The organism is Xanthomonas sp. LMC-A-07 (genome assembly GCF_030208825.1).
Taxonomy (GTDB): Bacteria; Pseudomonadota; Gammaproteobacteria; order Xanthomonadales; family Xanthomonadaceae; genus Xanthomonas; species Xanthomonas campestris.
Genome location: NZ_JARVTF010000004.1, coordinates 1 through 23,180 on the forward strand (window position 1 = coordinate 1; position 23,180 = coordinate 23,180).

Below are 23,180 nucleotides of genomic sequence, written 5' to 3' on the forward strand. Positions count from 1 at the left end.
CATCAACCGCAGACCTCTAGTTTTGGCTGGCACTGAATTACGGGGAGTCGACACCACCCCTTCGCTTCCGCCGTGCAATGGGATCCGAAAAGCGTCCCCAACGCGGAGATTGCGCCATGTCATTCTCTTCACGATGCCCGTCACCTAAATTTTTTCACGATCTGGAGGGGTTGATCAGGTTGATCAAATAATCTTCCTGCACTTCGGGAACTGGCTGCAACCTAGGAAGTTCTCGCTGGTGCGCCGATTTATTCTTTGCACAAGCGCGCTGCCGCAGCGGGGGCAGCTGGGGGCGATAATGGTCTCAGAGACAACGGATCCAGTCGAAGCAAAGACAGGTTCGACGCGTGTTGTTGGTGACGTCGGCTGCGCTGTCCCTTGTTGCTGCACCGTTCGTATCATTTCTAGCAGCTTTTCACCGCCAATCAGTTCAATTGACTTGCCTTGAGCGAAGCGCTCTGCGTCTTTTGTATAACTGCCGATACAGACAATCTTCACCGAGTGGGCTTGGTGATGGGTGAGTAGGCCAAACATTTCTCGCACGACGCTGACGCCGACCTGCTGGCGCTTCCATTGCTTGCATTGCACCAGCGTGCGGCGACCGTCCTTGCGCAGGATCAGGTCGATGCCGCCGTCGGCGCCGCCCAGGCCGGTTTCTTCGACGCTGTAGCCCTGGCGGCGAAACGCTTCGCCCACCAATAGTTCGAACTGGCGCCAGCCGCCGGCGGCCAGGCTCTCCAGGCTTGTGCGTGTTTTCAGAAAGCGCCGCCGGCTGCGTGTGCCCAGATAAGAGAACAGCGCAGCAAGCCAGCAGACGCCGAGCAGCGTCCACGCCAATGGCGCGAACATTCCACTCGATTGCTGGGCAATTCCCTGCAACAGCATTCCGCCGTGGTGCGAGAACCACCAGCCAAGGCCGTAGCGCACGCCAAGATACGCAACGATTCCCGCAACAACGCCCACCGGCCACGGCAACGTAGCCAACGCTTCAAACCCGCTCTGTTTCTTTCTGCGTCCCATGCAAGAACCCCCGTTCCAGCTTTGACCATAGCCGCTGCAACGGGTTTTGTCAGCAGACCATCGGTGCTGATGCGCGCAATGTCGCATCTGCTATCGGCGCGAGGTTTTGAGCGCACACGAGCCTGATTTCGGCGCTGCAGCTTGAGTTCGCTTGCACGTGCATCAGCTTACTCGCACGCGCATGAGCATCGATGCCCTCAACCAGGCCGCACCAGAGTGCTGTGTGGGTTGTCCAATCGCGTGTGTCATGGAAAGCGCTCGAACGTCACGTGACGTTGGCGAGGCGCGGCACAGTTGCAGATGGCGTCGTTGCGGCGAGGTACGATTCCCGCCTATTTGCTTGAGTGCGCTTTCGCCACTTCCATGTCCGTTCCACGCCCCATCCGCGATGGCATCTCCGCCAGCCAGTTCCAACTTCCCGCTGGCCCCTGGCAGACGGTGTTTGAGGCGCTATGCGCGTGCTTTCCGGGCGTGGCTGCTGCCACGTGGCGTGACCGCTTCGCGCGCGGGCGTGTGCTGGATGCGCAGCAGCAGGCACTGGAGGTTTCTGCGCCCTATCGGCTGGGTGCGGAGATCTACTATTTCCGCGAGGTGGCGGATGAGCCCACCATCTCGGCGGTAGAGACGGTGGTGCATGCCGACGGGCAGATTGTGGTTGCCTGCAAGCCGCACTTCCTGCCGGTCGTCCCCGCAGGTGCGTATGTGCGCGAGACGTTGCTGGCCCGGCTGGTGCGGCACCTTGATAATCCGTCGCTGGTGCCACTGCACCGCATCGACCGCGATACCGCTGGGCTGGTGCTGTTCTCAGCTAATCTGGCAACACGCGGGATTTACCAGGCGTTGTTTCGTGAGCGACGCATCCACAAGCACTACCTGGCGGTGGCGCCGCCACTACCGGGGCTGACGTTTCCGTACGTGCATCGCAGCCGGCTGGAGCCGGGGGAGCCGTTCTTCCGCATGCGCGAGGGAGTGGGCGAGCCGAATAGCGAGACGGTGATCGATGTGGTCGCGCACGGAGCAGACACGTGGACATATCGGCTGGAGCCGGTCACTGGCCGCAAGCATCAGCTGCGCGTGCACATGGCCGCGCTGGGCGCACCGATCCTGCATGACCGCTTTTATCCAGAGCTGGAAGATCAGCGGCCCGATGACCCGGAGCGGCCGCTGCAGTTGTTCGCGCATACGTTGGCGTTCGATGACCCAATCACTGGTGAGTCCCGACACTTCACGGCAACGGTCGAACCCATGAAGCCAGCTTGAGACGCGAGCCTCTGCTTCGCTAACAAATCCAGGCGAAATATCTGGTTTTCAGATATCCGAAAGAGCGCGCTACGGTGGCCTTGCGGACATCCCGTCCGCTCACGTCGAGGACGGACGCCATGACTGCTTCGAAAGCCCTTTGACTACCGCTCGGCGACGCGCCACGCGAGCGGCCAAGCTGCAAACGCACGAAGAGCCCTTCACCTTCGGCGTCACCCTGCAGCAAATCGACCAGTTCCATACGCTGCTGCGCACGATCACCGCGCAAAGCGACATGGCGGCGGTGTGCAGCGGCAAGCCGCTGGACGCCACCAGTCTGTCGGTTCTGGGCGAGAGCATCTTCAATGCCGCCCGCGCGGTACGCAGCGTGGTCGACGAGATTTACGAGCAGCGGCTCGGTAGCGACGGTGTTGATCCGGTGTCGCACGCAATGCAGCGTCAAGCTTAAGTCTTCCCGCCGCGCCGCGCCTACGGTCTGCGCGCCCACACTCCTGCCGCATGTCCATGCTAGCGTTCCGCTGCCGAGAGCAGGCTGGCCGAAGGAGCGGGGCATGCGAGTCGATCCGATGCGCGAAGGTGTCGAGATAGCAGGTAGCAGCCCGGTTGCCCGTGTGGCATGGGCGTTGTTGTGGCTTGCGCTCGCCGCGTTCGCGGCCGAGTTTGTGCGCCACGTGTACCTGAAGTACGCCGCGCTGGAGTCGCCGGCATACGCCATGTTCCTGACCCGGCGCGGCTGGCTGTGGTGCCACCTGGGTGGCGGTGCCGCTGGCATCGCACTCGGCACGCTGCAGTTCGCCACGCAAGGCTGGCGCAGGCACGCCTGGGTGCACCGCTGGGTCGGGCGTGCGTATTTCGTCGGCATGCTGGTGGCGATGCTTGGCGCCACCGGGTTGATCGCCACCTCGCCGGCGCCGATGGCGATCCGCGTAGCCTTCGCAGCGACGGAAGCGGCGTGGCTGGTGGTGGCGTCCGTGGGCCTGGTGGCCATCCGTCGCGGGCGGGTTGATCGGCACCGACGCTGGATGGTGCGGGCGTATGTGGTGACCCTGGCGCCGGTGGTATTTCGCATCGCGCTCTATGCGGCGGTGGGGGCCGGCATGGTGCCTTCGCCGGGCACCATTGCGGCGCTGCTGTGGGCCAGCTGGGCGGTGCCGTTGCTGATCCATGTGACGGGGAGCGCAATCGCCAACGCCACGCGCCGGAACGCGCGACTCGCCGGCCTCGGCATCAAAGCCGGCTGAAAAACAGTCCGGTGTGAAGCGCAGGCAGGGCTTAGAGCACCTTCACGTCGATGGCTAACGCGCCAGCGTGCACTCAGCAGTTGTCGAAGCATTAGATCTCATTGAAGACCGCGCAGCGGAACTGCTCCATGCGCTCTTTGCCAAGCGCTGGCTCCAGTTTCTGGAGCCCATCCAGCGCGCTTTCTACATCGAACGGTTGCCCTGCGAGCGTGGCAAGTGCCTGGTTATGCAGCCGGTACGCAATCCACGCAGCACTTCCCAACGTGGTTTGATCGTCAGGGTCGACGTAGCTGGACAGAAGCAAGCGCAGCTCGTAAAGCGCTGCGGCAAAGAGTCGTTTTTCCAAATCGATGTTGTCGCTCATGCGTGTTGGCTCGCTACGGCTATCCATTCCAATGGCTGGCATCAAACGCCCAGCGTGCGCGCACCGTGCGTTGGCGACTCTTGCTGTTGAGACAATGTTTGCGCGTTCTGCTGCTGCAATTGTTGGCGCTGATCAATCTGCGCCAACTCCCGGAACGAGGTTTCCACCGGCGTGTTGACTGCTTGATCCGTTGGCATATGCGCGCGCAGGTGTGCCGGGTTACTCGGATCGCCCTGAACAACGAACACATGTTGGCCGGCCCGTGCTTCGCTCCCAACGCTGCTTAGCAATACGTGGTCTACACGGTTGAGCCCATTGGCTGCCGCAAGCGTGGTCAGGCTCGCACTCATGCATGCGCTGCTTTGGTCGGGTTGCCGTCCAAGTTGGCGGTCCAGTGCGTCGACCCCGGTGCTGCACTGCTGATGCAGCGCAAACCGTGGGTGGCCGGGTTGATCGGGCGTAACAGCGGCCGCTAGCTGTGTTGCCTGCTCCTGGGCATTGGACGGCGTGCTTTCGGATAACAGGTAAGGGCTGCGAACGATCGGCAGGTTCCGGTACGGGTCATCGGGATGGAACTCGCTCCTCAACTCCTGCCGGTCCAACCTGAGTTGGCGCGTCTCGTTGAGCTCCTGCAATTGGTCGGCATCTCGAATTGGTTGATACGTTGGCGTCTCTCCTGCTGAGGTCACCTGGGTCCATTGTCTGGAGCGCGCGTCGTACAGCGCGTAGGAACTGACCGCCCCAATCCGGTCTGGATCCGTATTGGGCAGCGCCTGGGTCGCCAATGTCCTTGCCCCAGCCATGCGCCCCATGTACCCCGCCGCATCCAGCTCCTGGTCGTTGTAGGTGTGCATGGTGTCCCAACTGGTCGTGCGCATGCGCGACAAGCCAAGGGCCGTGTTGTCCAGCATCATCGTCCAGGCCTGTTCTGCCTCACCTTCGCCGCCATGGCGGCGTGCTGCTTGCAGAAACTCACGAGGCGTCCAGGCGTTGGGATCGATCTGGCGCGCTTGAAAGCTGCGGTCGTGCACATCCTGCACATCCCGGACAGGGAGGTTGAGTGCAAGATCCGGGCGCCCGGCGCGCATCTGGCTGACGCGCTCATCCAGATCGCGCCGCATGAGGTCCACACCGAACCCATTCCATTCGCGCTCACTCATCCGGACGCCGCCATCGCGTGCGCGGGTATCAGCGAAGATATTTGCGGTCGCTCCAGGGGCGTTGTCGTTGCGCACCACGCCCAGGGCAAGCAGGCCGTAGCCATCGTTGCCGTCCTTGTGGGCGAGATAGTTCCAGTAAAGCTCGCGATTCTCTTCCCGCGCATAGGAGGAAAGGATTCGGAGATCGTCTTGCGTGAGTCCTGGCATGTATCAATTCCTTGTGGCCAGCGATTGCTCAGGCGCCAACGGGGGCGGCCATGAACTCCTTCAGTGCGCTCCGCGCGCGGTCCTGGATCTTCTTCCAGTCCTTCAATGCAGCGCGCACATAGTCAATTTCCACTGCGACCTTCATTTCCGGAATGACGAAGACATGCGTGCAGGTGGGTAGTTCGTGTTCCTTGCTACGGGCAAGCTTGCCGTCGCGATATTCCACGCCCGATTGCTCAACCTCGCGTGAAGTGCACTTGATGATGGTCTCGATGTTTCCCTGGGCGTCGCGGCTGACATACCAGTCCTTGTAGTAGCTTGCAGCCATGATGGAGTTGGACGGTTTCAGCCCTTGTGCCAGGTAGTGTTCGCGGTAGGCCGCGACATTGGCGTAGTAAGGCGTTAGTCCGTCAATTTCCTCCCCCTTTGTGCGGGTGTTGATATCTGCTTCGGGCGTGTCCTGCGTTGAGCCGTCCGGTGTGTACTGCCGCCGAAGAAATGCATCGGGTTCCACGTGGTCAAGATAGCGATAGCCAATGTTGACGGTGCGGGTGGCCACATCCAGCTTCAGGTGGGCACGCTCGCCGGGAGCAAACGCGTTCAACTCCGGGTATTCCAGATACAGCCCGAAGCTGCCATCGAAGTTCGGCCCCATCTGGTCGTCGAAATAGTTGGCAGGAATCTGCAACTTGTACGGACCCAGGCACGCCTCCATGACGGGCGGTGGTCGAGTGCCGGGATCTTGCGGGCCGCCACGTTGCCTGACGCATCCTTGTTCGTTAGTCATGGTGCTGGTGCCTTTCTGTGGTGCGCTGCAGCCTGGGACGGAAAAGCCCAATGCCATGAGCGCAAGGCCTGCCAGGGCCAATGGGTGTCTCATGGATCCCTCCTTTGCTGCGTGCTCGAGTTGAGTATAGGTAGAGCTGGAAGCAGGTGAGGGAGTGTGTATCCGCCTGCAACGAGCGCGGTGCTGCGCCCGCGCGTCAGCTCAACGCACCTTGTACAACACCGCCGCACCCGGCCTGGGCTCGAACATCGGCACGGTCTGCTGGGTGAGCGCCTTGCCCTTGGCGTCCCACACCAGGGTCTCGACAGGGTAGTCCTCGCTGCGGGTCATGTTGCCGATCTGCTTGACGATGACCGCCGAGCTGGCGGCCACGTCCGGGTTCCAGGCGAACACGCCCAGGCGGCCGTAGAACACGGCCGGGGCTGCGGCATCCAGGCGGCGGTCCGGGCACATCACCAGGCCGCGTTCGAGCATCACGCGCAGCGCGCCGACGGGCACGGCCTTGACGGTGGGCGACGTGCGGTCGGTGCTGTGGCCGGGGCAGACATTGGCCGAGCGGGTGAGCATGTCTTCGACCACCTGGCGGTCGGGCTGGGCAAACGCCGGCAGGGCGGCGGCGGACAGGGCAAGTGCGGTGAGCGCGGGCTTCCAGGGCATCTGACAACTCCTCATGAGGTGACACTCCAATCCTGCAGCCCTGCAAGCGCGGGCTGCTGCCAGTAACGCGCCCGGATCCTAGCAATCCGTTCGTTAAGCGCCGGGAATGCGGCGCGCCGCGCCAGCGACGTAGTGGCCGTCACGCAGCGCACGCCGCACCTGGGCAGCGCCGCCACCGGGTGGTGCCCATGGCCGTGGCCGGCCGGCGCGAATGACAACGCAAGCTGACGCCTTCACCAGCTGTCGGGAGACTCCTGATTGAGCGGCGGCGGTGCGGCAGATAGCGTGCGCTCTATCACACTGGTGGACTGTCCCATGGAACGCGCCGACCTCATTGCAGCACTGCTCACTGGCATGCGGCGTGCCGAAGATTTTCGCGCGCAGGCGGCGTCGTACCGCACCGCGCACAGCGAGCAGATGGAGCACGACCACGGCAAGGCCGCCGATGCCGAGCTGGTGCTGTCGCTGTTCGCGTTCACGCCCGACCACCTCAAGCTGCTGGGCAGCGCCGGCATCGAGGCCCTGGGCGAGATCGTCTGCCACGCATGGGCCTTGAACGGCGGCAATAACGAGGCGCTGATCCGCTGGTTCCGTGAGCCGATGAACGCACTGGATGGCCAGACACCGGCATCCATGGTGCGCGCCGGGCGGCTGCAGGTCTTGCTGCTGGTGCTACGGCAACAGGCGCAGTGGGAGTTGCCGAGGCGCTCCGCGTGAGTCGCTGAGGTGTAACAGCGCCGCTGCAGGGCCGGCGCCTGGATGGTGCGCGTCACGACGTGCCGCTGCGGGCGGCTGATGTCACCCGGTGCGGGTTGATGGGCGTGGCGCGTTGTCACCCGTGCACGCGAGTGAGTGTGGGGCTAACGAAGAACTGTGCTGCACCGTGAGTGGTGCTGATGCTGGCGGTACGCGGTGCAGCAAGCCGCAATGCCGCGTTCGTTGCGCGTGTGGCTGCGCAGCGTGCTGTTATTGCTGGTTTGATGCGTGTTGTGCGTTGTTACCTGTGCACGCGAGTGAGTGTTGTCTAACGAAGAACTGCGCTGCACTGTAAGTGGTGCTGATGCTTGGCGGTACGCAGCGCAGCGAGCTGCAACGACGCGTCGTCGCGGGTGTGGCTGCGCCACGTGCTGCTATTCGCGATGCCAGTGCACGCAGCGATCGGGCGATCTGCTACGTGCGCTGCCACCGCGATCGCCATGTCCTACACGCCGGCCGCAGGTCGCACGCACGGCCGGAACACCCAACCGCTCAGGCATCAATGCAGCGGCACGCTTAGCGCTTCGGTCGCGCCACTGCGTACATCTCCCAGGCGATCTTCTTCATCAAGGCGTTGCTGTCCTCGCCCTCTTTGTACAGATCGAAGTGGGTGCGGCCTTCCAGATAGCGGAAGTCGCTCTTGGCGCCCAGGCCGTCCAGCACCGCCTGGAATTTACGCGCCGCGCCGTCCAGGTAGAACGTATCGGCGGTGCCCACGATCAGGTGGATCTTGCCGTCCAGGTCGGGCTTGAGCGTGGGCCACTGCGCGGCCACGCGTGCGGAAATGTCGTAGTGGGTGCGCCAGTAGGCCACCACGGCCGGGTCCACCTTGCCGCTGTCGCGGTCGAACATCGGCACCGGGCGCCCGTCGGCGCCGCGCGGCGAGAACACCCACTCGAACGAGGTGAGCTGGCCGCCGTAGGGGCCGAGCACGCGTTCGAGCTTGGCGAAGGTTTCCAGGTTAGCCAGCACCTTGCCCTGGTCACGCACCAGCGGGAACTGGCTGCCATCGGCGCGCCGGTAAACGTTGGCATTGGGTGCGTACAGATCCGGGCCGGTGAAGTCGTGGAAGTCGCTGGAATCCGGCGAAGTGGACCAGGTGCCGCCAAATAGCTTGGGGTAGCGCGTCTGCAACCACAGCGTGGCCCAGCCGCCGGACGAATGCCCGTTCAAGAACCGGCCGCTGGCCTTGCCATCCATCTTGTACTGCTTTTCCAACGCCGGAATCAGTTCCTCGGTGAGCGCGGTGCCCCAGGGCCCGTTGTTGACCGAATCGGCGAACTCGTGAGTGCCGGTGGGCGTGGCCTGGTCCAGAAACACCCAGATCATCGGCGGCATCTGCTTGGCCGCCATCGCGCTCCAGGTATAGGCGATGCTGCCGGCAAAACTGTTATAGCCGCCGCCGAAGCCGTGGGTGACATACACCGTGGGATAGCGCGCGGCGGCCTTGGCGTCGTAACCGGGCGGTGTCAGCACGCGCGCACGGATGGACGTGGGCCGGCCCCAGAACGCACTCAGCGCCGGGCTCACCATCGACGCATCGGTACTGTGCAACTTGGCCTCGGGCACGGCATCGCGCACTGCCTGCGGCGCCCGTGGCGACACCTGCCAGGGGTCGTCGGAGACCGGCACCTGCGTGCTCAGGGTCAGCGTGGGCAGCGCGGCGTTCTTGCCCAGCGTGGCCGGCATGACCGCGCTGAGCAGGTCACCGCCACTGCGGCCGCTGTAGCCGTAGTTGTGGTCCGCATCCAGCACCGCCTGCAGCAGATACTCGCCAGCCGGCAACGCGGAAAACGCGCTGGGGAAGGCGAGGTTATCCAGGTCGATCTGGACACTGCCGCCGGGCGCCAGGCCGGTGACTTCCTGCGCCGCCACTGCCACCGCGCTGGGGCGGAACGGGCTTGCGTCCACCTGCTCCACCTTGCCGTCCTTGCTGCGCTCCTTGGCCGCCGCCTGCGCGTCCTTGGCCAGGGTGGCGAACACCAGCAAGCGGCCAGACGCGGCCTGGTCGCTGGCGCCGCCCAGGGTGACGCGCAGCAAGCGATGGGCCGCCACCGGCGTGGCCGCCTGCGCGCAACAGGCACACAACAGGCCAAGGGCCAGGCCCACACGCGGGGCAAGACGATGCAGGAGCATGGAGATCCTTTGGTAGCGGGTGGATGGCGTGGGCGACACCGCCCTGGGCAAACTGTAGCCAGTTTCCTGCCGCTTACGTGCTCTGGGGGCGAGAGGACGTCGCTCGGGGCGACTTGCCGTTTGTGCGGACCTGTTCCAACCGCGAATGCAATGTGGACCGCTTGCGGCCCTCGGGCATGACGGCAATGCCGAAGCGTAATTCGGCCACGGTCACGACCGACAGGAACAGTGTCTCAACCGCCTGCGCATCGATCCAGCCGACAACGTGCGGATTGGGCTGAGGCCGCCAGAGCTCGGAGATGACACTGGTATCGAGCAGGATCACTTCAAACCGATCGGCTTGATCGCGGCCTTGTCGCGTAGCTAGGCGAAGGCGTCGGCTTCTTTTGCCGTCAGGCCAGCGTCGCGGCCGATGTCCACAAGCAACGCGCCCAGTTTGACCCGGGCGGCTGGCCTGGCTGCTGATTCAAGGATCGCGCGGATCTCCGCCTCGGTGCTGCGCCCGTGTTGGGCAGCACGTGCCCGGATGGCGCGATGCACCTCCTCCGGGATGTTGCGGGCGGTGAAAGAAGGCATGTCGCCCTCCCGGTGAAATCAGGTTGCTTGCACTTAGAAAAGTGCAAGCACTAGGCAGCGTCAACCTGCCCGGTATCGATGCAGCCATTCCAGCACGTGCAGGTAAGGGGAATCCGGGCCCACCAGTCCCACCGCTTACCGATACGGTCCAGGCCCGCGCCATACCGGTTCGCCCTGGCGGTAGACCTCCATCATGTTGATGACTTCGCGGGCGTCGCCAATGCTCTTGAGCTCCGGCGAATCCGGCGGCAGCAGGCGGCATTTGCTGGAGCCGCGTTTGAGCGCGACGTCCAGCGGGCAGACCATGCGTTGCTGGGTGCCGGGCAGGATGATGGCGATCTCCTGCATGCCTTGCTCCTTCCAGGCGCGCAGCTGGGTTTCGCTGCGCACTTCGTAATACACCTGGAAGCCGCCCACATCCATGCTGGGCTGGGCGTTGTTGCGGTCGTTGCGGCGGCCCTGGCTGATGGTGGAGGTGTTGGCGGTGCCGTCTTCGGCGCCGTCGGCCTCTTCCTCCAGCATGCCGGGCGGGCTGCCGGTCCAGGTCTCGGGGCGGCGCTGGGTGGAGGCGGCCGGCGGCGCAGGCGGTTGCGGCGGGGTGGGACGGGTCTGGCGCCGGGTCTGGCGGCGGCGTTCGGCCAGGCTGCCGGGCGCGGTGTCGCCCTGCGGCGGCACCGGGTTCTTGGCCTGCTGCACCAGCGTGGACTGCACCGGCGAGGCAGCCGGCGGTGGTTGCACGGGCGTGGGTGTGGGCGATGGCGGTACCGGGGTGGGCGAGGGCACCGGTTGATCGGGCTGGGAGGTGTCGCCGACGAAGTCCACCTTGGTGCGGCCACCGCTGGCCGAGCCCTGTGGCGGGGTCATGCTGGGCGTGGAGGCCGACAACAGGATCAGCAGCATCAGCACATGCAGCAGCGCGCTGATCAGCGCGGCAATCCACGGTTCGATGCGCTCGATCACCGGTTCGGTACGCGGCAGCCAGTCCTGGGTCTCCAGGCGCACATGCAGCAGCTGCAGGGCGTCGTCGCGCACGCGGTACACCAGCACGTACGGGGTGTGCTTCACCGTCCATTCGCGGGTACCTGCAACCCGGCCGGCACGGCCACGGCCGGGTTGCTCGGCCAGGGTGCGGGTGGCTTCGCGCACCTGCCGGGCCATCGCCGCGGCCGCGGTGGGGTTGAGCGCGTGGTAGTGATCCTGGGCGTGGGCGAGCTGCGTGGCGGCCGGGACGGTCCAGTCACGCCGCAACATCAACACCCCATCTGGCGAACATCGCCGTCACCTGTGCCGGGCTGGCGATCTGGCCCTGGTCGGCAGCAGCCATGCCTGCGTGCACCGCGGCCTCGAAACCGGCGCCGTCCACCGCGCGCGCAAGGTCGTCCCACCCGGCGGCCTCGGGCAGCGCGTCGATCAGCTGGTGCGCGTGTTGCTTGATGGGGGACATGGCACTGCGGTGGGGGAACACTGGCGGCAAGTCTACCGCCGCCGCCTGGATCCGCGTGTGGCAACGGCTGCCGCAGGCGGGCGTTGCGTTCACCGGCTGGCCGCGGTGTGTGCGGAGCCGCCCCGCGCGTTGCCGGGTAGCTGGGGGTACAGCGGCGCGGATGGCTGCAGAAAGTGACACTTGGCACCTTGTTCGTGCCCGGGCCGGGTTTCATTCTGCAGCTCTCGCTTTACCCACCTCACCTGCAAGGATGTTGCATGCCCGCCTTCGCCATTGCCCCGCTGACGCCCTATCTGTCGATGGCTGCGGTTGCCTTTTTCTACTACCGCCGCATCCGCCGCAGCTTCGGGCGCCAACCCTGGAAGCCGGTGGCCGCGACCTTGCGCACCGCCCTGTTGCTGGTGGCCGCTGCAGCCTTGGGCTATGCCGCCTACGGGTTGCCTGGGGTGGCGCCGGGTGTGGCGCTGGGCGCGGTGGTCGGCGCCGGGCTGGGTGCGGTGTCGTTGCGTTACACGCATGCCGAATGGGTGGACGGCCGCGGCTGGTACACGCCCAATCCGTGGATTGGCGGCGCGCTGATGCTGGTGTTGCTTGGCCGCCTGGCCTGGCGCTGGGCCGATGGCGCCTTCAGCGGCGGCGCGGCGGTGGCCGGGTCGCAGGCCAGCCCGCTCACGCTCGGCATCGCCGCGGCGCTAGTGCTGTACTCGCTGGTGCACGTGGGCGGGGTGTGGTGGCGCTTGCGTCAGCTGCGGCTGCAGGCCTCGGCGTACTGAAAAAGCCGGCGTTGGTCGGCGTGCCGCTAGTTCACACCTGCGAGCGGATCGGAATCACCAGCTTTTCGGCCAGCTTCTCGCGCAGCGGGCGCGCGCGCCAGCGTTCCAGGCTGTAGGCCTGCGCCTGCTGCAGGTCGCGCTCGAACACCGTGGTCATGCGCGCGGCCAGCGTGCGGTCGTACACGTTGAGGCTGGCCTCGTCGTTGAGCCGGAACGAGCGGATGTCGAAGTTGGTCGAGCCCACCGACACCAGCAGCCCGTCCACGATCAGCAACTTGGTGTGCAGCATGGTGGTCTGGTATTCGTGGATCTCGATACCGGCTTGCAGCAACGGCTCCCAGCTGGCCTTGGACGCCAGCCGCACCGAAATCGCATCGATGTGCGGGCCGGGCAGCAGCACGCGGATGCGCACCCCGCGCGTGCGCGCTTCCAGCAGCGCGCGGGTGATCAAGGCATCGGGCACGAAGTACGCCGCCGCCAGGTCGATGGAGGTGGACGCCGCGGCAATGGCCACCAGGTACATCAGGTGCATGCTCTCGCTGCCACCGGAGGGCGAAGCCACGAACAGCTGCGCGTCGCTGTCACCGGCAGGTGTGAGCGCCGGGTAATAGTCCGCGCCGTTGACCACGCGGCCGGTGCTCTTGATCCAGTTGTCGTTGAAGGCGGTCTGCACCTGCGCCACGACTGGCCCTTCGATGCGGTAATGCGTATCGCGCCAGTGCTCCGGGTCCTGCGCATCGCCCATCCACTGATCGGCCACACCCACGCCGCCGGTGAAGCCGATGCGGCCATCGATCACCAGCAACTTGCGATGGGTGCGGTTGTTGATGCGGTGCAGGTTGTACCAGGCCAGCGGGCGGTAGCGGTGCACTTCCACACCGGCCTCGGTCATGGTGTCCACCAGCGCGTGATCCATCTTCAGGCTGCCGCCCCAGTCGATGGTGACGCGCACCTCCACCCCGGCACGCGCGCGCTCGGACAACGCTTCGCTGAACTCGCGGCCGATCTCGCCCGACCAATAGATATAGGTTTCGAAGGTGATGGTGCGCTTTGCTGCGCGAATGGCGGCCAGCATCGCGGGGAAAATCTCGTGGCCGTTCTGCAGCACGTCGACCTTGTTGCCGGGCAGGATCGCCGGGCCCAGCAACACCGACATCTCGCGCTTGAACTGCGGGTCGGCCACGTCGTACAGATGCTTGGGGATGTGCTGGAGCTTCTTTTCCGGCGTGGCGAAGTTCAGCGCCAGCAACCCACCCACCAGCGTGGCAATGACCGAAGCCACGATGATCCATGTCATGCATCCACTCCCGTTTCCCGCGCCGTCGCGGCCTCAAGCGGCCGGCATTCTGGCAAGCCGGCGCGGTGGAGGTTGTGAAGGGGAGCGGCAACTGCGTGCTGGTGGAGAGATGCGAGCGGCCCTTATCAGCGCTGCGGCTTGCGCTAGTGCGCCGTCGCCGGTGCATCGGTGGAAAACGCGATCGCGCGTTGGGCTTCGAGCGCGGCCAGGCGCGTGCTGAGGGCGGCGTGGATGGCGTGATACGCCGCGGTGCCCATGACCAGGCGTAGTGGCGGTGGGGTCTGTTCGGTGCAGGCGATCATGGCGTCCACCATGCGCTGCGGGTCGCCGGTGATGACCCAGCTGCCGTCGTCCAGCGCGCGGAGCAGTGCGTCGACCGGGGTGTTGGCATAGTCGGGCGGCAGTGCGGTGCGTTCCAGCGCGGCGCCGAAGTTGGTGCGCGCCGGGCCGGGTTCGGCCAGGGTGAACTGGATGCCGAAGCCGGCCACTTCCTGGCGCACCGCTTCGACATAGCCTTCGATTCCCCACTTGCTGGCGTGGTACAGGCTGAAGCCGGGATAGGCGATCTGCCCGCCCTCGGAGGACACCTGCACCACGTGCCCGCCGCCTTGCCGGCGCAGGTGCGGCAGCGCGGCCTGGATCACGCTGATGGAGCCGATGAGGTTGGTGTCGATCAACGCGCGCACCTGCGTCTCGGTGGCGGCCTCGGCCGCGCCCAGCGTGCCGTAGCCGGCGTTGCTGACCACCACATCGATGCGGCCCAGCGCCGCGAATGCCTGTGCCACGACCGCCTGCACCGCGGCGGTGTCGCGCACGTCCAGCTGCAGTACGGTCAATGCGTTGCCGTGCGCTGCCTGCAGATCGGCCAGGGCGTCCGCCCGCCGCACGGTGGCGGCGACGCGATCGCCGCGCGCCAGCAGGGTCTGGGTCAGACCGCGGCCGAAGCCGGAGGAGGCGCCAGTGATGAGCCAGGTCTTGGACATGGGAATGGCCTGTGGTTCGGAGAGGAACCCCACTCTAGGAAGCGCGGATTGCTGGGTCTATGGCATAGAATTCGAATGAGTTGATGCGGTTTTGCCACCAATGCCCAAGCCCTCGTTCAACGACCTTGCCGCGTTCACTGCCGTGGCCACGCACCGCAGCTTCCGGCGCGCGGCTAGCGAGGTCGGGTTGGCGCCGTCGTCGCTCAGCCATGTGATCAGCGCGCTGGAGCGCAACCTCGGCGTGCGCCTGCTGCACCGGACCACGCGCAGCGTGTCGCTCACCGAAGCCGGCGCGCGCCTGTACGCAAAGCTGGTCCCGGCGCTGCAGGACGTGGACCAGGCGTTGCTGGAGCTGGACGATTTCCGCGGCGGGCCCACCGGCACCGTGCGGATCAACGCGCCGGAAGTGGTGGTGCAGTTGCTGCTGCAGCAGGTGGTGCCGCACGTGCTGGCGCGCTACCCGGCGCTGTCGGTGGATCTGGTGAGCGAAGGCCGGCTGGTGGATATCGTGGCGGCCGGGTTCGATGCTGGCATCCGCTTCAGCGAGTCGGTGCCGCAGGACATGGTGGCGGTGCCGTTCGGTGGGCCGGCGCGTTTCGTGGCAGTTGCCGCACCGGACTATCTCGCACGCGCCGGGACACCCGACACGCCTTATGCCCTGCAGCGGCACGCCTGCATCCGCCACCGCATGCCCAGCGGCAAGCTGTACCGCTGGGAGTTCGAACGGCGGGGCGAGGACGTGGTGATCGATGTGCCCGGGCGGCTCACCCTGGACCAGATCCCGCTGATGTGCGAAGCCGCCGAAGGCGGGCTGGGCATTGCCTATGTGCCCGAATACGCGGTGCGCGCAGCGCTGCAGCGCGGCACGCTGGTGCAGGTGTTGGAGGCGTGGTGCCCGGCGTTTCCGGGCCTGGTGCTGTATTACCCGGGGCGACGCCAGGTGCCGCCGGGCTTGCGCGCGTTGATCGATACGCTCAAGGAACTGCTGCCGCAGGAGGCGTGAGCGCGCGCATACGGCCTCGAGCGTGTGGCTGTTTGCATGCCTGCGCACGCGTCAGCACCGCACCGCGCAGGCAGCAGATGCCAGCCATTTGCGGTGCTATCGTCCGCGCCATGGGCACCGCCGCCATCCGCTTCACCGCCACCTTGCTGCAACCGGCAATGCCGGCCGATGCCGCGTGGGTGTTTCTAGTGCTGCCTGCCAACGCAAGCGGCGCATTGCCGACGCGCAGCATGGTCAGCGTGCGCGGCCGCCTGGCCGGGCATCCATTGCAGGCCACGCTGCAACCGGACGGGCAGGGCGGGCATTGGCTGAAGCTGGACGCCGCGCTGCAGCGCGCCGCCGGGGTGGCCGCCGGCGACACGGTGACGCTGGAGATCGCACCGGTGGAAGTGGAGCCCGAGCCGGTGGTGCCCGACGATCTGCACGCCGCACTTGCCGCGCACCCCGCCGCGCAGGCGACCTGGAACGACATCACTGCGGTGGCGCGGCGCGACTGGATTTTCTGGGTCACCTCGGGGAAAAAGGCCGAGACGCGAAGCAAGCGCATTGCCACCGCCTGCGACATGCTGGCGTCCGGCAAGCGGCGCGCGTGTTGCTTTGATCGCTCGGGCATGTACAGCAAATCGCTGAGCGCGCCGACGCCGAAAGCGAGCTGAAGCGTCACGCCTCATGCAGTGGCGCGTGGCGATGGAACAGGCGCAGCGCCACCTGCAACGTAGCGGTTTCCAGCCGCACACACCGGCGGACTAGCCGCTTGCGCGGCGCCTGCCTATGCGCCGAAATGCTTACATGCGTCACACAAGCGCGCACCTATACTCCGGGGCTGTCCCACCAAGAGGTTCTGACCGCATGAGCGCACCCCCATCGTCTCCGATTGCCGCCGGTTCTGGCGCAGCGCCCGGCAGCCTTCGCCGCTCGGTGTCCAACACGCTCAAGGGATCGGCCGGCAATCTCGTCGAGTGGTATGACGTCTACGTCTACTCGGTGTTCGCGACCTATTTCGAATCGCAGTTCTTCTCCAAGGAAGACAAGAACGCCACCATGTTCGTGTGGGCGATCTTCGCGATGACCTTCCTGATGCGGCCGATCGGCGCGTGGTACTTCGGCCGCTTTGCCGACCGCTATGGCCGCCGGTTGGCGCTGACCATTTCGGTGTCGATGATGGCGCTGTGCTCGTTCGTCATCGCGATCACGCCGACGGTGTCCACCATTGGCATTGCCGCACCGATCATCCTGTTGCTGGCGCGCCTGTTGCAGGGCTTTGCGACCGGTGGCGAATACGGCACCAGCGCCACCTACATGTCCGAAGCGGCCATTCCCGGCCGGCGCGGATTCTTGTCATCGTTCCATTACGTCACCCTGGTAGGCGGCCACGTGCTGGCGCAGACCACGTTGTTGGTGATGCTGCATTTCTTCGATGCACCGCAGGTGTCGGAGTGGGGCTGGCGCGTGGCGTTCGGCCTGGGCGGTATTGGCGCGTTGGTGGTGTTCTGGCTGCGCCAGACCATGGACGAGTCGCTGAGCTCTGAGTCGATTGCCGATTCGCGCACCGGCAAGGCCAAGGCGTCCGGCTCGATGCGCGAGTTGTTCGTCAACCAGTGGCGCCCGCTGCTGCTGTGCTTCTTGATCACCGCCGGCGGCACGATCGCGTTCTACACCTACTCGGTGACCGGCCCGAAGATGATCCAGACCGCGTTCGCCGGTGGCGACGTGATGGCCGGCACCATCATCAACCTGGTTGCGCTGACGGTGCTGATGCTGATGCAGCCGGTGGGTGGCTGGTTGTCGGACATCGTGGGCCGCAAGAGCCTGCTGGTGTTCTTCGGTATCGGCGGCGTGCTCTACACCTGGTTCCTGGTGATGGAGCTGCCCAAGCAGACCGACTGGCTCACCGCGTTTGCGATCCTCACCGTGGGCTTTGTGATCCTGACCGGCTACACCTCGATCAACGCGGTGGTGAAGGCCGAGCTGTTCCCCACCCATGTGCGCGCGCTGGGCGTCGGCCTGGGCTATGCGCTGGCCAACTCGGCCTTCGGCGGTACCGCGCCGCTGCTGTACCAGGCCTCGTTGAAGACCGGCCACGTGAGCGAGTTCGTGATTTACGCCACGGCGGTGATCGCGGTGTCGCTGGTGGTCTACATCTTCTTCCTGACCAACAAGGGCAGCAATTGGCTGGACCACGAAGACGTGATGCATACGCGCAAGCGCTGAGGCGCTGGCGTGCTTTGGGATCCTTCTCCCATCGGGAGAAGGTGCCCGAAGGGCGGATGAGGGTGCGCGCCTCAACACATCGCTAGGTTGCGGCGACGGTCACTGGGTCGCCACACGTCGTTGAAGATGAGGCACCTGCTGCGTCAGATGGCGTCTTGAGATAGTGGTGAGCGCGCTGTCTGGTCCATGAGCCGCGCGGTGGTTGATGACGATCTGCACCGCACGTGTCGGTGCTGTCTCTTGCGTACTCATGACTCGCCACACGCGGCTCCGTGTCGCAACACCGGCACGCACGGCAACGCGCGCCAGTGGCATGCAAGCACTGCTTGATCGCTTTGAAAAAAGCCAGCCTCACGCCAACTGCGGATGCCCTGTCGCGTGGTCCGGCACGGTTGCGTCAACGAACAGGCTGGAACGCAGGCCGATCAAGCCGAGCAAGGCTTCATCTCGGTGCGTGCCGGCCGGCACTTGGCCAACGCGCGCCAGCGAGGCGTCCAGGCGTGTGCGCAAGGTATCGGGGCCGGGCAGCGGGCGCTTGTGCGCCACCTGCTGCCGGTAATGCGCAGCGACATCGGCCAGGATCGCGTCCACCGCGGCGATGCTCGCTGGCGGCAGGCCATGCCGGGCGCGGCGCAGCTGCAGGATGTTCAAGCCCACGCGGATTTCGGTGAGCATGTCCACCGACGCCAGGTCGCTACCGGGCGGTGCCACCGCCAGGCGTGGCGCGAGCAGGCCGAGCAAATCGAGCATGCGTGCGGCGAACTGGTGGCGGTCCTGCGCACCACGGCCATCGGCGGCGGCGGCCAGCGTGCGCCAGCCCTGCCGCACCAGCCGGCGCGCGCTCCATTCGGCACCCACCGAGCGGAACAGCCGCGTCAGCACCACGGCAAATCCAATGCCCAGCACCATCGCCACCGCAGCGTTGACGAAGCTCTGGATGTTGGCGTTGTAGGTGTTCTGCAGGCTCAGCAGCGCGGTGAGATTCACCACCAGCGGCAGCGCGATCAACATGGTCTTGGGCCGATGCAGCAACGCGCCCAGTGGCAAAAACACCGCGGCCAGTACCAGCACCAGCATCGGGAAATCGTGGATGGCCGGGAAGATGCCGAACAAGTAGATGCCTGCCACCACGCTGGCCACCACCGCCCAGGTGAGAAAGGACACCATGCTGGGCGCGGGGTCGTCCTGCGCGGCAAAGAAGGCGGCCGTGACCGCCGCCATCATCGCGCCATTGCCGCCGCCTTCCCAGCCGATGCCGATCCACAGCACGCAGTACGCCATCAGCGCGAAGCCGGCGCTCAACGCAGAAAACGCCGCCATGCCGTAGTCGATATGCCGTGCGTCTCCTGCCGTGGCCGGTGCATCTGCGGTGGGGCGGCCGGAGGAGCGGGTGAGGCGTTGCAGCAGCGATGCGGGCTGGTCATAGGCTGCGCTGGGTGCGGTGTCCGCGTGTGCGGGAGCACTTGCCGATGCGTTGCCGCCAGACCCGTCTACGCGTTGCGGCAGTATCGATCGCAGGCGCACCTCGGCGCCGGCCCCGGCTTCGGCTTCCGGCACAGCGCGATCGCGTGCTGCAGCCGCCAACGCAGGCAGCGCCGTGCCCTGCAGCAAGGCGGATTCCAGCGCGCGGCAGTCCTGCCACAGATCCAGCAGTTCCTCCAGGCGCAGCAGCAGGCTGGCCAGCAGCAGATGCTGCAGGTCGTCATCCACCGCCGGGCGCAGTGCAGCGATGCGGGCACGCAGGCTGGCCACCGCCGCGTCGGCATCGGCGTCGCCTGCAGAGATCATTTCGGGCTGCTCAGCCGCGGTCTGTGCGGCATCGGGCCCAGCGCGCTCCACCCAGGCGCCGATGTCCTCCAGCAGCGCGATCAGCTCGCCCGGCAGCGCGCGTGAGGCTGCGTGCAAGGCATCCAGCCGGTCGGCGATCGAGGACAGCACCGGCAGCAGCAGCAACATGCGCGCGCGCAAGTGTTCCAGCGCGGGGGCGGCCCCGGCGTGGCGCGGGTCGTCATGCCGCACGAAGGCGATCAAGGCCTCGAACTGCACCAGGTCGGCGGCCAGCCGGTTGCGCGGCGCCTGTGCCGGGCCGCGCTGCAGCACCTGCCGGCACCATTGCGCCGCGTCCTGCATCCAGTTGCCGATGCGTGCGGTGAGCATCGGCCGCACCGAGGCCGGGAACACCAGCGCGGCGAACAGCACCGCCATCACCGTGCCCAGAATGATCTCTTCGCTGCGCGCCACCACGGTGTCGAAGATGCCTTCCGGCGCGGTCACCGCCGGAAAGCCGATAAAGGCGGTGGTGTAGCCGGCCAGCAGGAAGGCATACCCGCGCGGGCCACGATTGAGCAGCGCCAGGAACAGGCAGGCCGACAACCACAGCGCCATCGCCGCGCTGAGCAGCAGCGGCGTTTCCACCAGGTTGGGCAGCATGACCAGCGTGGCCGCGCCGGCCAGCAGGGTACCTAGCACGCGGTATACGCCCTTGGCGCGGGTGGGGCCGAGCAGGGGCTGGGAGACGATGTACACCGTGGCCATCGCCCAGTACGGGCGCGACAGATTGCCGGCCAGGCCCACGTACAACGCCGCGATCGCCGCGGCGAAGGTCTTGGCCGAAAACAGCCACGCCTGGCGGTCGCGCAGCAAGGCGTTCATCGCGCAGCGGTCGCGTCGGTGGCCGGTTCCCAGCCACCGCCCAGGGCCAGGAACAACTGGATCTGGTCCTTGGACACCTGCGCCTGCGCATCGGCCAGGGTCATGTCGGCGGTGGCCAGGGTGCGCTCGGCATCCAGGCTGGATAGGTAGGGCGTGCGCCCGCCCTGGTACAGCCGGCGGTTCTGCGACGAGGCCAGTTCGGCCTGTTGCTGCGCCTGTTCGAGCAGGCGCAGCCGGTCCAGGTCCTGCGCATAGCGCGAGAGCGTGGTCTGCACTTCGCGCAGCGCCTGCAGCACGGTGTGGTCGAACTGCGCCACCGCTGCGTCGGCGCCCGCCTCGGTGGCGCGCACGCGGGCATGCGCGCCGCTGGACGGCAGCGTCCAGGAAATCAGCGGGCCGATCGACCAGGCGTGGGTAGCCGGCTCGCCGATATCGGCCAGCAGGCCGGTGGCGCCGATCGAGCCGCCCAGGCGGATGTCCGGATACAGCTCGGCGGTGGCCACGCCGATGCGCGCGGTGGCCGCGGCCAGCCGGCGTTCGGCCTGGCGGACGTCCGGGCGGCGCGCCAGCAGGGTGCGGCCGTCGCCGATCGGGATCGGCTGTTGCAGCGCCGGTGCGTGCGCGCAGCTGTCCACCCCGGCCGGCAGTTCGCCGGGGGTCTTGCCCAGCAGCGCGGCCAGCGCGTAGCCGGCGGCCTGGCGGCGTGCACGCAGCGGCGGCAATGCGGCTTCCAGCATCGCCACCTGCGCGGTGGCGCGGGCCAGATCCGGCGGGGTGCCGCGGCCGGCGGTGATCAGGCGCTGGGTCACCGTGCGGCTGCGCTGTTGCAGCTGCAGCGAGTGCTCGGCCACATGCAGCTCGTGGTTGGCGTTGCAGATCTCCACATAGCTGCCGGCCACCTGCGCGGCCACGCTGACGCGGGCCAGGTCGATCGCCGCCTGCGCGGCCTGGGTGTCGGCGTGCGCGGCTTCGGCGCCGCGTTGCAGCTTGCCGAACAGATCGAACTGGTAGGACACGCCGAACTTGCCGTCGGCCAGGTTGAACACGGGCAGTTTTTCTTCCTGCAGGAAGGCTTCGGCCGACACCTGCGCGCGGCTGACGCCGGCTTCCACTTCATAGTCGAACCCGCCGGCGTCCAGCGCCTGCTCGTACACGGCGGCGGCGCGGCGCAGGTTGGCGCTGGCCACCTTGAGCTCGACGTTGTCGCGCAAGGCCTGTTCGACCAGGCCATTGAGCATCGGGTCCTGATACAGCGCCCACCAGCGTGCCGGGAGTGGCGCCCCGGGGCGCACCTGCGCGTTGCCGGTGTCCAGGAACGGCGCGTTGGCGGCCGGCCGGTTGTAGACCGCCTCGCGCGGCAGCGTGTAGTCGGGGCCGACGGTGCTGCAGGCACTCAGTGCGGTCAACGCCGCGGCCAGACCCAGGTGACGCAACGCGGCGCGGCTCATGGCGCGGACTTCGCCTGCACGCGGGCAGGCGCACTGGCCGCTGCCGGGCGCGCGGCATCCGGCAGGATGGTGACGGTGGCGGTGCGCCCGGCGATCAGCTGCACCTGCGCCGGTACCGCATCCAGCGCAATGCGCACCGGGATGCGCTGCGCCAGCCGCACCCAGTCGAAGGCGGGAGTGACGTTGGGCAGGGCGCCGGCGCTGCCGGTGCGGTAGCGGTCTTCGATGCCGGCGGCGATGCTCTGCACGTGGCCGTGCAGCGTCACCGGCTCGCCCATCAGGTGCACGTCCACGCGCTGGCCCGGGTGCACGCCCTGCAGGCGGGTCTCCTCGAAATAGCCATCGACGCGGAACGAGCCGGTGTCCAGCACTGCCACCACCGGGCGCCCGGCGCTGACGTAGTCGCCCACGCGCACAGTGCGGTCGCTGACATGGCCATCGGCCGGGCTGCGCACTTCGGTACGGTCCAGGTTGAGCTGGGCCAGGTCCACCGCCGATTGCGCGGTGGCCACGGCCGCCTGCGCCTTCTGCACGTTGGAGCGGCGCACTTCGGCGTCTTCGGCGGCCACCAGGTCCTGCAGGCTGCGGTCGCGCGCGATCTCGCGGCGGAGCTGGGTCAGGGTGGCCTGGCGTTCGGCCAGTGCGGCGCGGGCCTGTTCCAGCGCAATCGCATAACGCGCGCGGTCCACTACGAACAGCAACTGCCCGCGCGTGACCGCCTGGTTATCGGCCACCGCCACCTGCTCCACCAGCCCGGACACATCCGGCGCCACCTGCACCACATCGGCGCCCACATGCGCATCGCGCGTCCACGGTGCATCCATGTAGTACCGCCACAGGTGCTGCAGCACCAATGCGGCCACCACCACCATTGCCAGGGTCAGCAGCGCCGGCCCCGCCGTCTTGATCAGCTTCTTCACGATTGCATCCAACGCATGAGGGAAAACAGGCCGCCCAGCAGGGCGATGTACAGCGCCAGGTTGAACAACGCCGGGTGCCAGATGTGGCGATACGCCCCGGCCCGCGTCAGCAGCGCGCCAACCGCGCTGTTGAGCAGGTAGGCCAGCGTCATCAACGCCAGCAGGGTGGGTACGAACACACCGTAGAGACTGAATTCTCCGTACATCGGCCACATATCCTGGGGAAGGGGAACAACGACGCCCGGCGCGGCCAGGCCACGCGGCAACCACGGCGGGTCGTCGGCA

Annotated in this window: 24 protein-coding genes; 8 read left to right on the forward strand and 16 right to left on the reverse strand. The window is 66.6% G+C overall.

Going from position 1 to position 23,180, the window contains the following annotated elements:
- Positions 1–183: 183 nt before the first annotated feature.
- Complete coding sequence (locus tag QRM89_RS02800) at positions 184–1,020, reverse strand: restriction endonuclease (protein ID WP_285447234.1); 837 nt, start codon at positions 1,018–1,020, stop codon at positions 184–186.
- Positions 1,021–1,383: 363 nt separating this feature from the next.
- Between QRM89_RS02800 and QRM89_RS02805 the strand changes: the two genes are divergently transcribed.
- From QRM89_RS02805 to QRM89_RS02815, 3 genes are all read left to right on the forward strand, one after another.
- On the forward strand, positions 1,384–2,280 hold the full coding sequence (locus QRM89_RS02805) for an RluA family pseudouridine synthase (protein WP_285447235.1): 897 nt from the start codon (positions 1,384–1,386) through the stop codon (positions 2,278–2,280).
- Between the two features lie 139 nt (positions 2,281–2,419).
- On the forward strand, positions 2,420–2,728 hold the full coding sequence (locus QRM89_RS02810; RefSeq protein ID WP_285447236.1) for a hypothetical protein: 309 nt from the start codon (positions 2,420–2,422) through the stop codon (positions 2,726–2,728).
- A 118-nt stretch (positions 2,729–2,846) separates the two neighbouring features.
- Entirely contained in the window at positions 2,847–3,521 is a 675-nt protein-coding gene (locus tag QRM89_RS02815; RefSeq protein ID WP_285447255.1) for a DUF2306 domain-containing protein, read from the forward strand.
- Positions 3,522–3,612: 91 nt separating this feature from the next.
- On the opposite strand, the gene QRM89_RS02820 is transcribed toward QRM89_RS02815, so the two are convergent.
- The 4 genes from QRM89_RS02820 to QRM89_RS02835 all read right to left on the reverse strand — a co-directional run bounded on the left by QRM89_RS02820 (position 3,613) and on the right by QRM89_RS02835 (position 6,696).
- Positions 3,613–3,885: a hypothetical protein gene (locus tag QRM89_RS02820; RefSeq protein WP_285447237.1), complete on the reverse strand. Its 273-nt coding sequence runs from the start codon at positions 3,883–3,885 to the stop codon at positions 3,613–3,615.
- A 41-nt stretch (positions 3,886–3,926) separates the two neighbouring features.
- Positions 3,927–5,252, reverse strand: coding sequence for an XVIPCD domain-containing protein (locus QRM89_RS02825; RefSeq protein ID WP_285447238.1), 1,326 nt, complete (start codon positions 5,250–5,252; stop codon positions 3,927–3,929).
- Between the two features lie 28 nt (positions 5,253–5,280).
- Complete coding sequence (locus QRM89_RS02830) at positions 5,281–6,132, reverse strand: hypothetical protein (RefSeq protein WP_285447239.1); 852 nt, start codon at positions 6,130–6,132, stop codon at positions 5,281–5,283.
- Positions 6,133–6,240: 108 nt separating this feature from the next.
- Positions 6,241–6,696 (reverse strand): hypothetical protein, encoded by a 456-nt coding sequence (locus tag QRM89_RS02835; protein ID WP_228945386.1) that lies wholly within the window; start codon positions 6,694–6,696, stop codon positions 6,241–6,243.
- Positions 6,697–7,011: 315 nt separating this feature from the next.
- On the opposite strand from QRM89_RS02835, the gene QRM89_RS02840 reads away from it, so the two are divergent.
- A complete protein-coding gene (locus QRM89_RS02840; RefSeq protein ID WP_161962890.1) occupies positions 7,012–7,413 on the forward strand; it encodes an antitoxin Xre/MbcA/ParS toxin-binding domain-containing protein in 402 nt (133 codons plus the stop codon).
- 555 nt (positions 7,414–7,968) lie between these two features.
- Here the strand turns inward: QRM89_RS02840 and QRM89_RS02845 are convergent.
- The 5 genes from QRM89_RS02845 to QRM89_RS02865 all read right to left on the reverse strand — a co-directional run bounded on the left by QRM89_RS02845 (position 7,969) and on the right by QRM89_RS02865 (position 11,608).
- Positions 7,969–9,588: an alpha/beta hydrolase-fold protein gene (locus QRM89_RS02845; RefSeq protein WP_285447240.1), complete on the reverse strand. Its 1,620-nt coding sequence runs from the start codon at positions 9,586–9,588 to the stop codon at positions 7,969–7,971.
- Positions 9,589–9,661: 73 nt separating this feature from the next.
- Positions 9,662–9,913, reverse strand: coding sequence for a PIN domain-containing protein (locus QRM89_RS02850; RefSeq protein ID WP_285447241.1), 252 nt, complete (start codon positions 9,911–9,913; stop codon positions 9,662–9,664).
- Between the two features lie 38 nt (positions 9,914–9,951).
- Entirely contained in the window at positions 9,952–10,164 is a 213-nt protein-coding gene (locus tag QRM89_RS02855) for an Arc family DNA-binding protein (RefSeq protein ID WP_228425617.1), read from the reverse strand.
- A 135-nt stretch (positions 10,165–10,299) separates the two neighbouring features.
- On the reverse strand, positions 10,300–11,415 hold the full coding sequence (locus tag QRM89_RS02860) for a type II toxin-antitoxin system RelE/ParE family toxin (RefSeq protein WP_285447242.1): 1,116 nt from the start codon (positions 11,413–11,415) through the stop codon (positions 10,300–10,302).
- A complete protein-coding gene (locus QRM89_RS02865) occupies positions 11,402–11,608 on the reverse strand; it encodes a hypothetical protein (RefSeq protein ID WP_070694021.1) in 207 nt (68 codons plus the stop codon). The genes QRM89_RS02860 and QRM89_RS02865 overlap by 14 nt, the downstream gene beginning before the upstream one ends.
- Before the next feature lie 257 nt (positions 11,609–11,865).
- Between QRM89_RS02865 and QRM89_RS02870 the strand changes: the two genes are divergently transcribed.
- Positions 11,866–12,381 (forward strand): hypothetical protein, encoded by a 516-nt coding sequence (locus QRM89_RS02870; protein ID WP_115576298.1) that lies wholly within the window; start codon positions 11,866–11,868, stop codon positions 12,379–12,381.
- Between the two features lie 31 nt (positions 12,382–12,412).
- On the opposite strand, the gene QRM89_RS02875 is transcribed toward QRM89_RS02870, so the two are convergent.
- Complete coding sequence (locus QRM89_RS02875) at positions 12,413–13,678, reverse strand: phospholipase D-like domain-containing protein (protein WP_186829424.1); 1,266 nt, start codon at positions 13,676–13,678, stop codon at positions 12,413–12,415.
- Between the two features lie 143 nt (positions 13,679–13,821).
- A complete protein-coding gene (locus QRM89_RS02880; RefSeq protein WP_285447243.1) occupies positions 13,822–14,661 on the reverse strand; it encodes an SDR family oxidoreductase in 840 nt (279 codons plus the stop codon).
- A gap of 100 nt (positions 14,662–14,761) precedes the next feature.
- Between QRM89_RS02880 and QRM89_RS02885 the strand changes: the two genes are divergently transcribed.
- From QRM89_RS02885 to QRM89_RS02895, 3 genes are all read left to right on the forward strand, one after another.
- On the forward strand, positions 14,762–15,664 hold the full coding sequence (locus QRM89_RS02885) for a LysR family transcriptional regulator (protein ID WP_285447244.1): 903 nt from the start codon (positions 14,762–14,764) through the stop codon (positions 15,662–15,664).
- Positions 15,665–15,774: 110 nt separating this feature from the next.
- On the forward strand, positions 15,775–16,320 hold the full coding sequence (locus QRM89_RS02890; protein ID WP_228437192.1) for a YdeI/OmpD-associated family protein: 546 nt from the start codon (positions 15,775–15,777) through the stop codon (positions 16,318–16,320).
- Between the two features lie 193 nt (positions 16,321–16,513).
- Positions 16,514–17,875 (forward strand): MFS transporter, encoded by a 1,362-nt coding sequence (locus QRM89_RS02895; protein WP_011039236.1) that lies wholly within the window; start codon positions 16,514–16,516, stop codon positions 17,873–17,875.
- Between the two features lie 351 nt (positions 17,876–18,226).
- On the opposite strand, the gene QRM89_RS02900 is transcribed toward QRM89_RS02895, so the two are convergent.
- Genes QRM89_RS02900 through QRM89_RS02915 form a run of 4 tightly spaced genes read right to left on the reverse strand, consistent with a single transcriptional unit; the run spans position 18,227 to position 23,110 of the window.
- Complete coding sequence (locus tag QRM89_RS02900) at positions 18,227–20,527, reverse strand: FUSC family protein (protein WP_285447245.1); 2,301 nt, start codon at positions 20,525–20,527, stop codon at positions 18,227–18,229.
- A complete protein-coding gene (locus QRM89_RS02905; RefSeq protein ID WP_285447246.1) occupies positions 20,524–21,975 on the reverse strand; it encodes an efflux transporter outer membrane subunit in 1,452 nt (483 codons plus the stop codon). The genes QRM89_RS02900 and QRM89_RS02905 overlap by 4 nt, the downstream gene beginning before the upstream one ends.
- Complete coding sequence (locus QRM89_RS02910) at positions 21,972–22,895, reverse strand: efflux RND transporter periplasmic adaptor subunit (protein ID WP_285447247.1); 924 nt, start codon at positions 22,893–22,895, stop codon at positions 21,972–21,974. The genes QRM89_RS02905 and QRM89_RS02910 overlap by 4 nt, the downstream gene beginning before the upstream one ends.
- Positions 22,892–23,110, reverse strand: coding sequence for a DUF1656 domain-containing protein (locus tag QRM89_RS02915; protein ID WP_011039232.1), 219 nt, complete (start codon positions 23,108–23,110; stop codon positions 22,892–22,894). The genes QRM89_RS02910 and QRM89_RS02915 overlap by 4 nt, the downstream gene beginning before the upstream one ends.
- Positions 23,111–23,180: the final 70 nt, after the last annotated feature.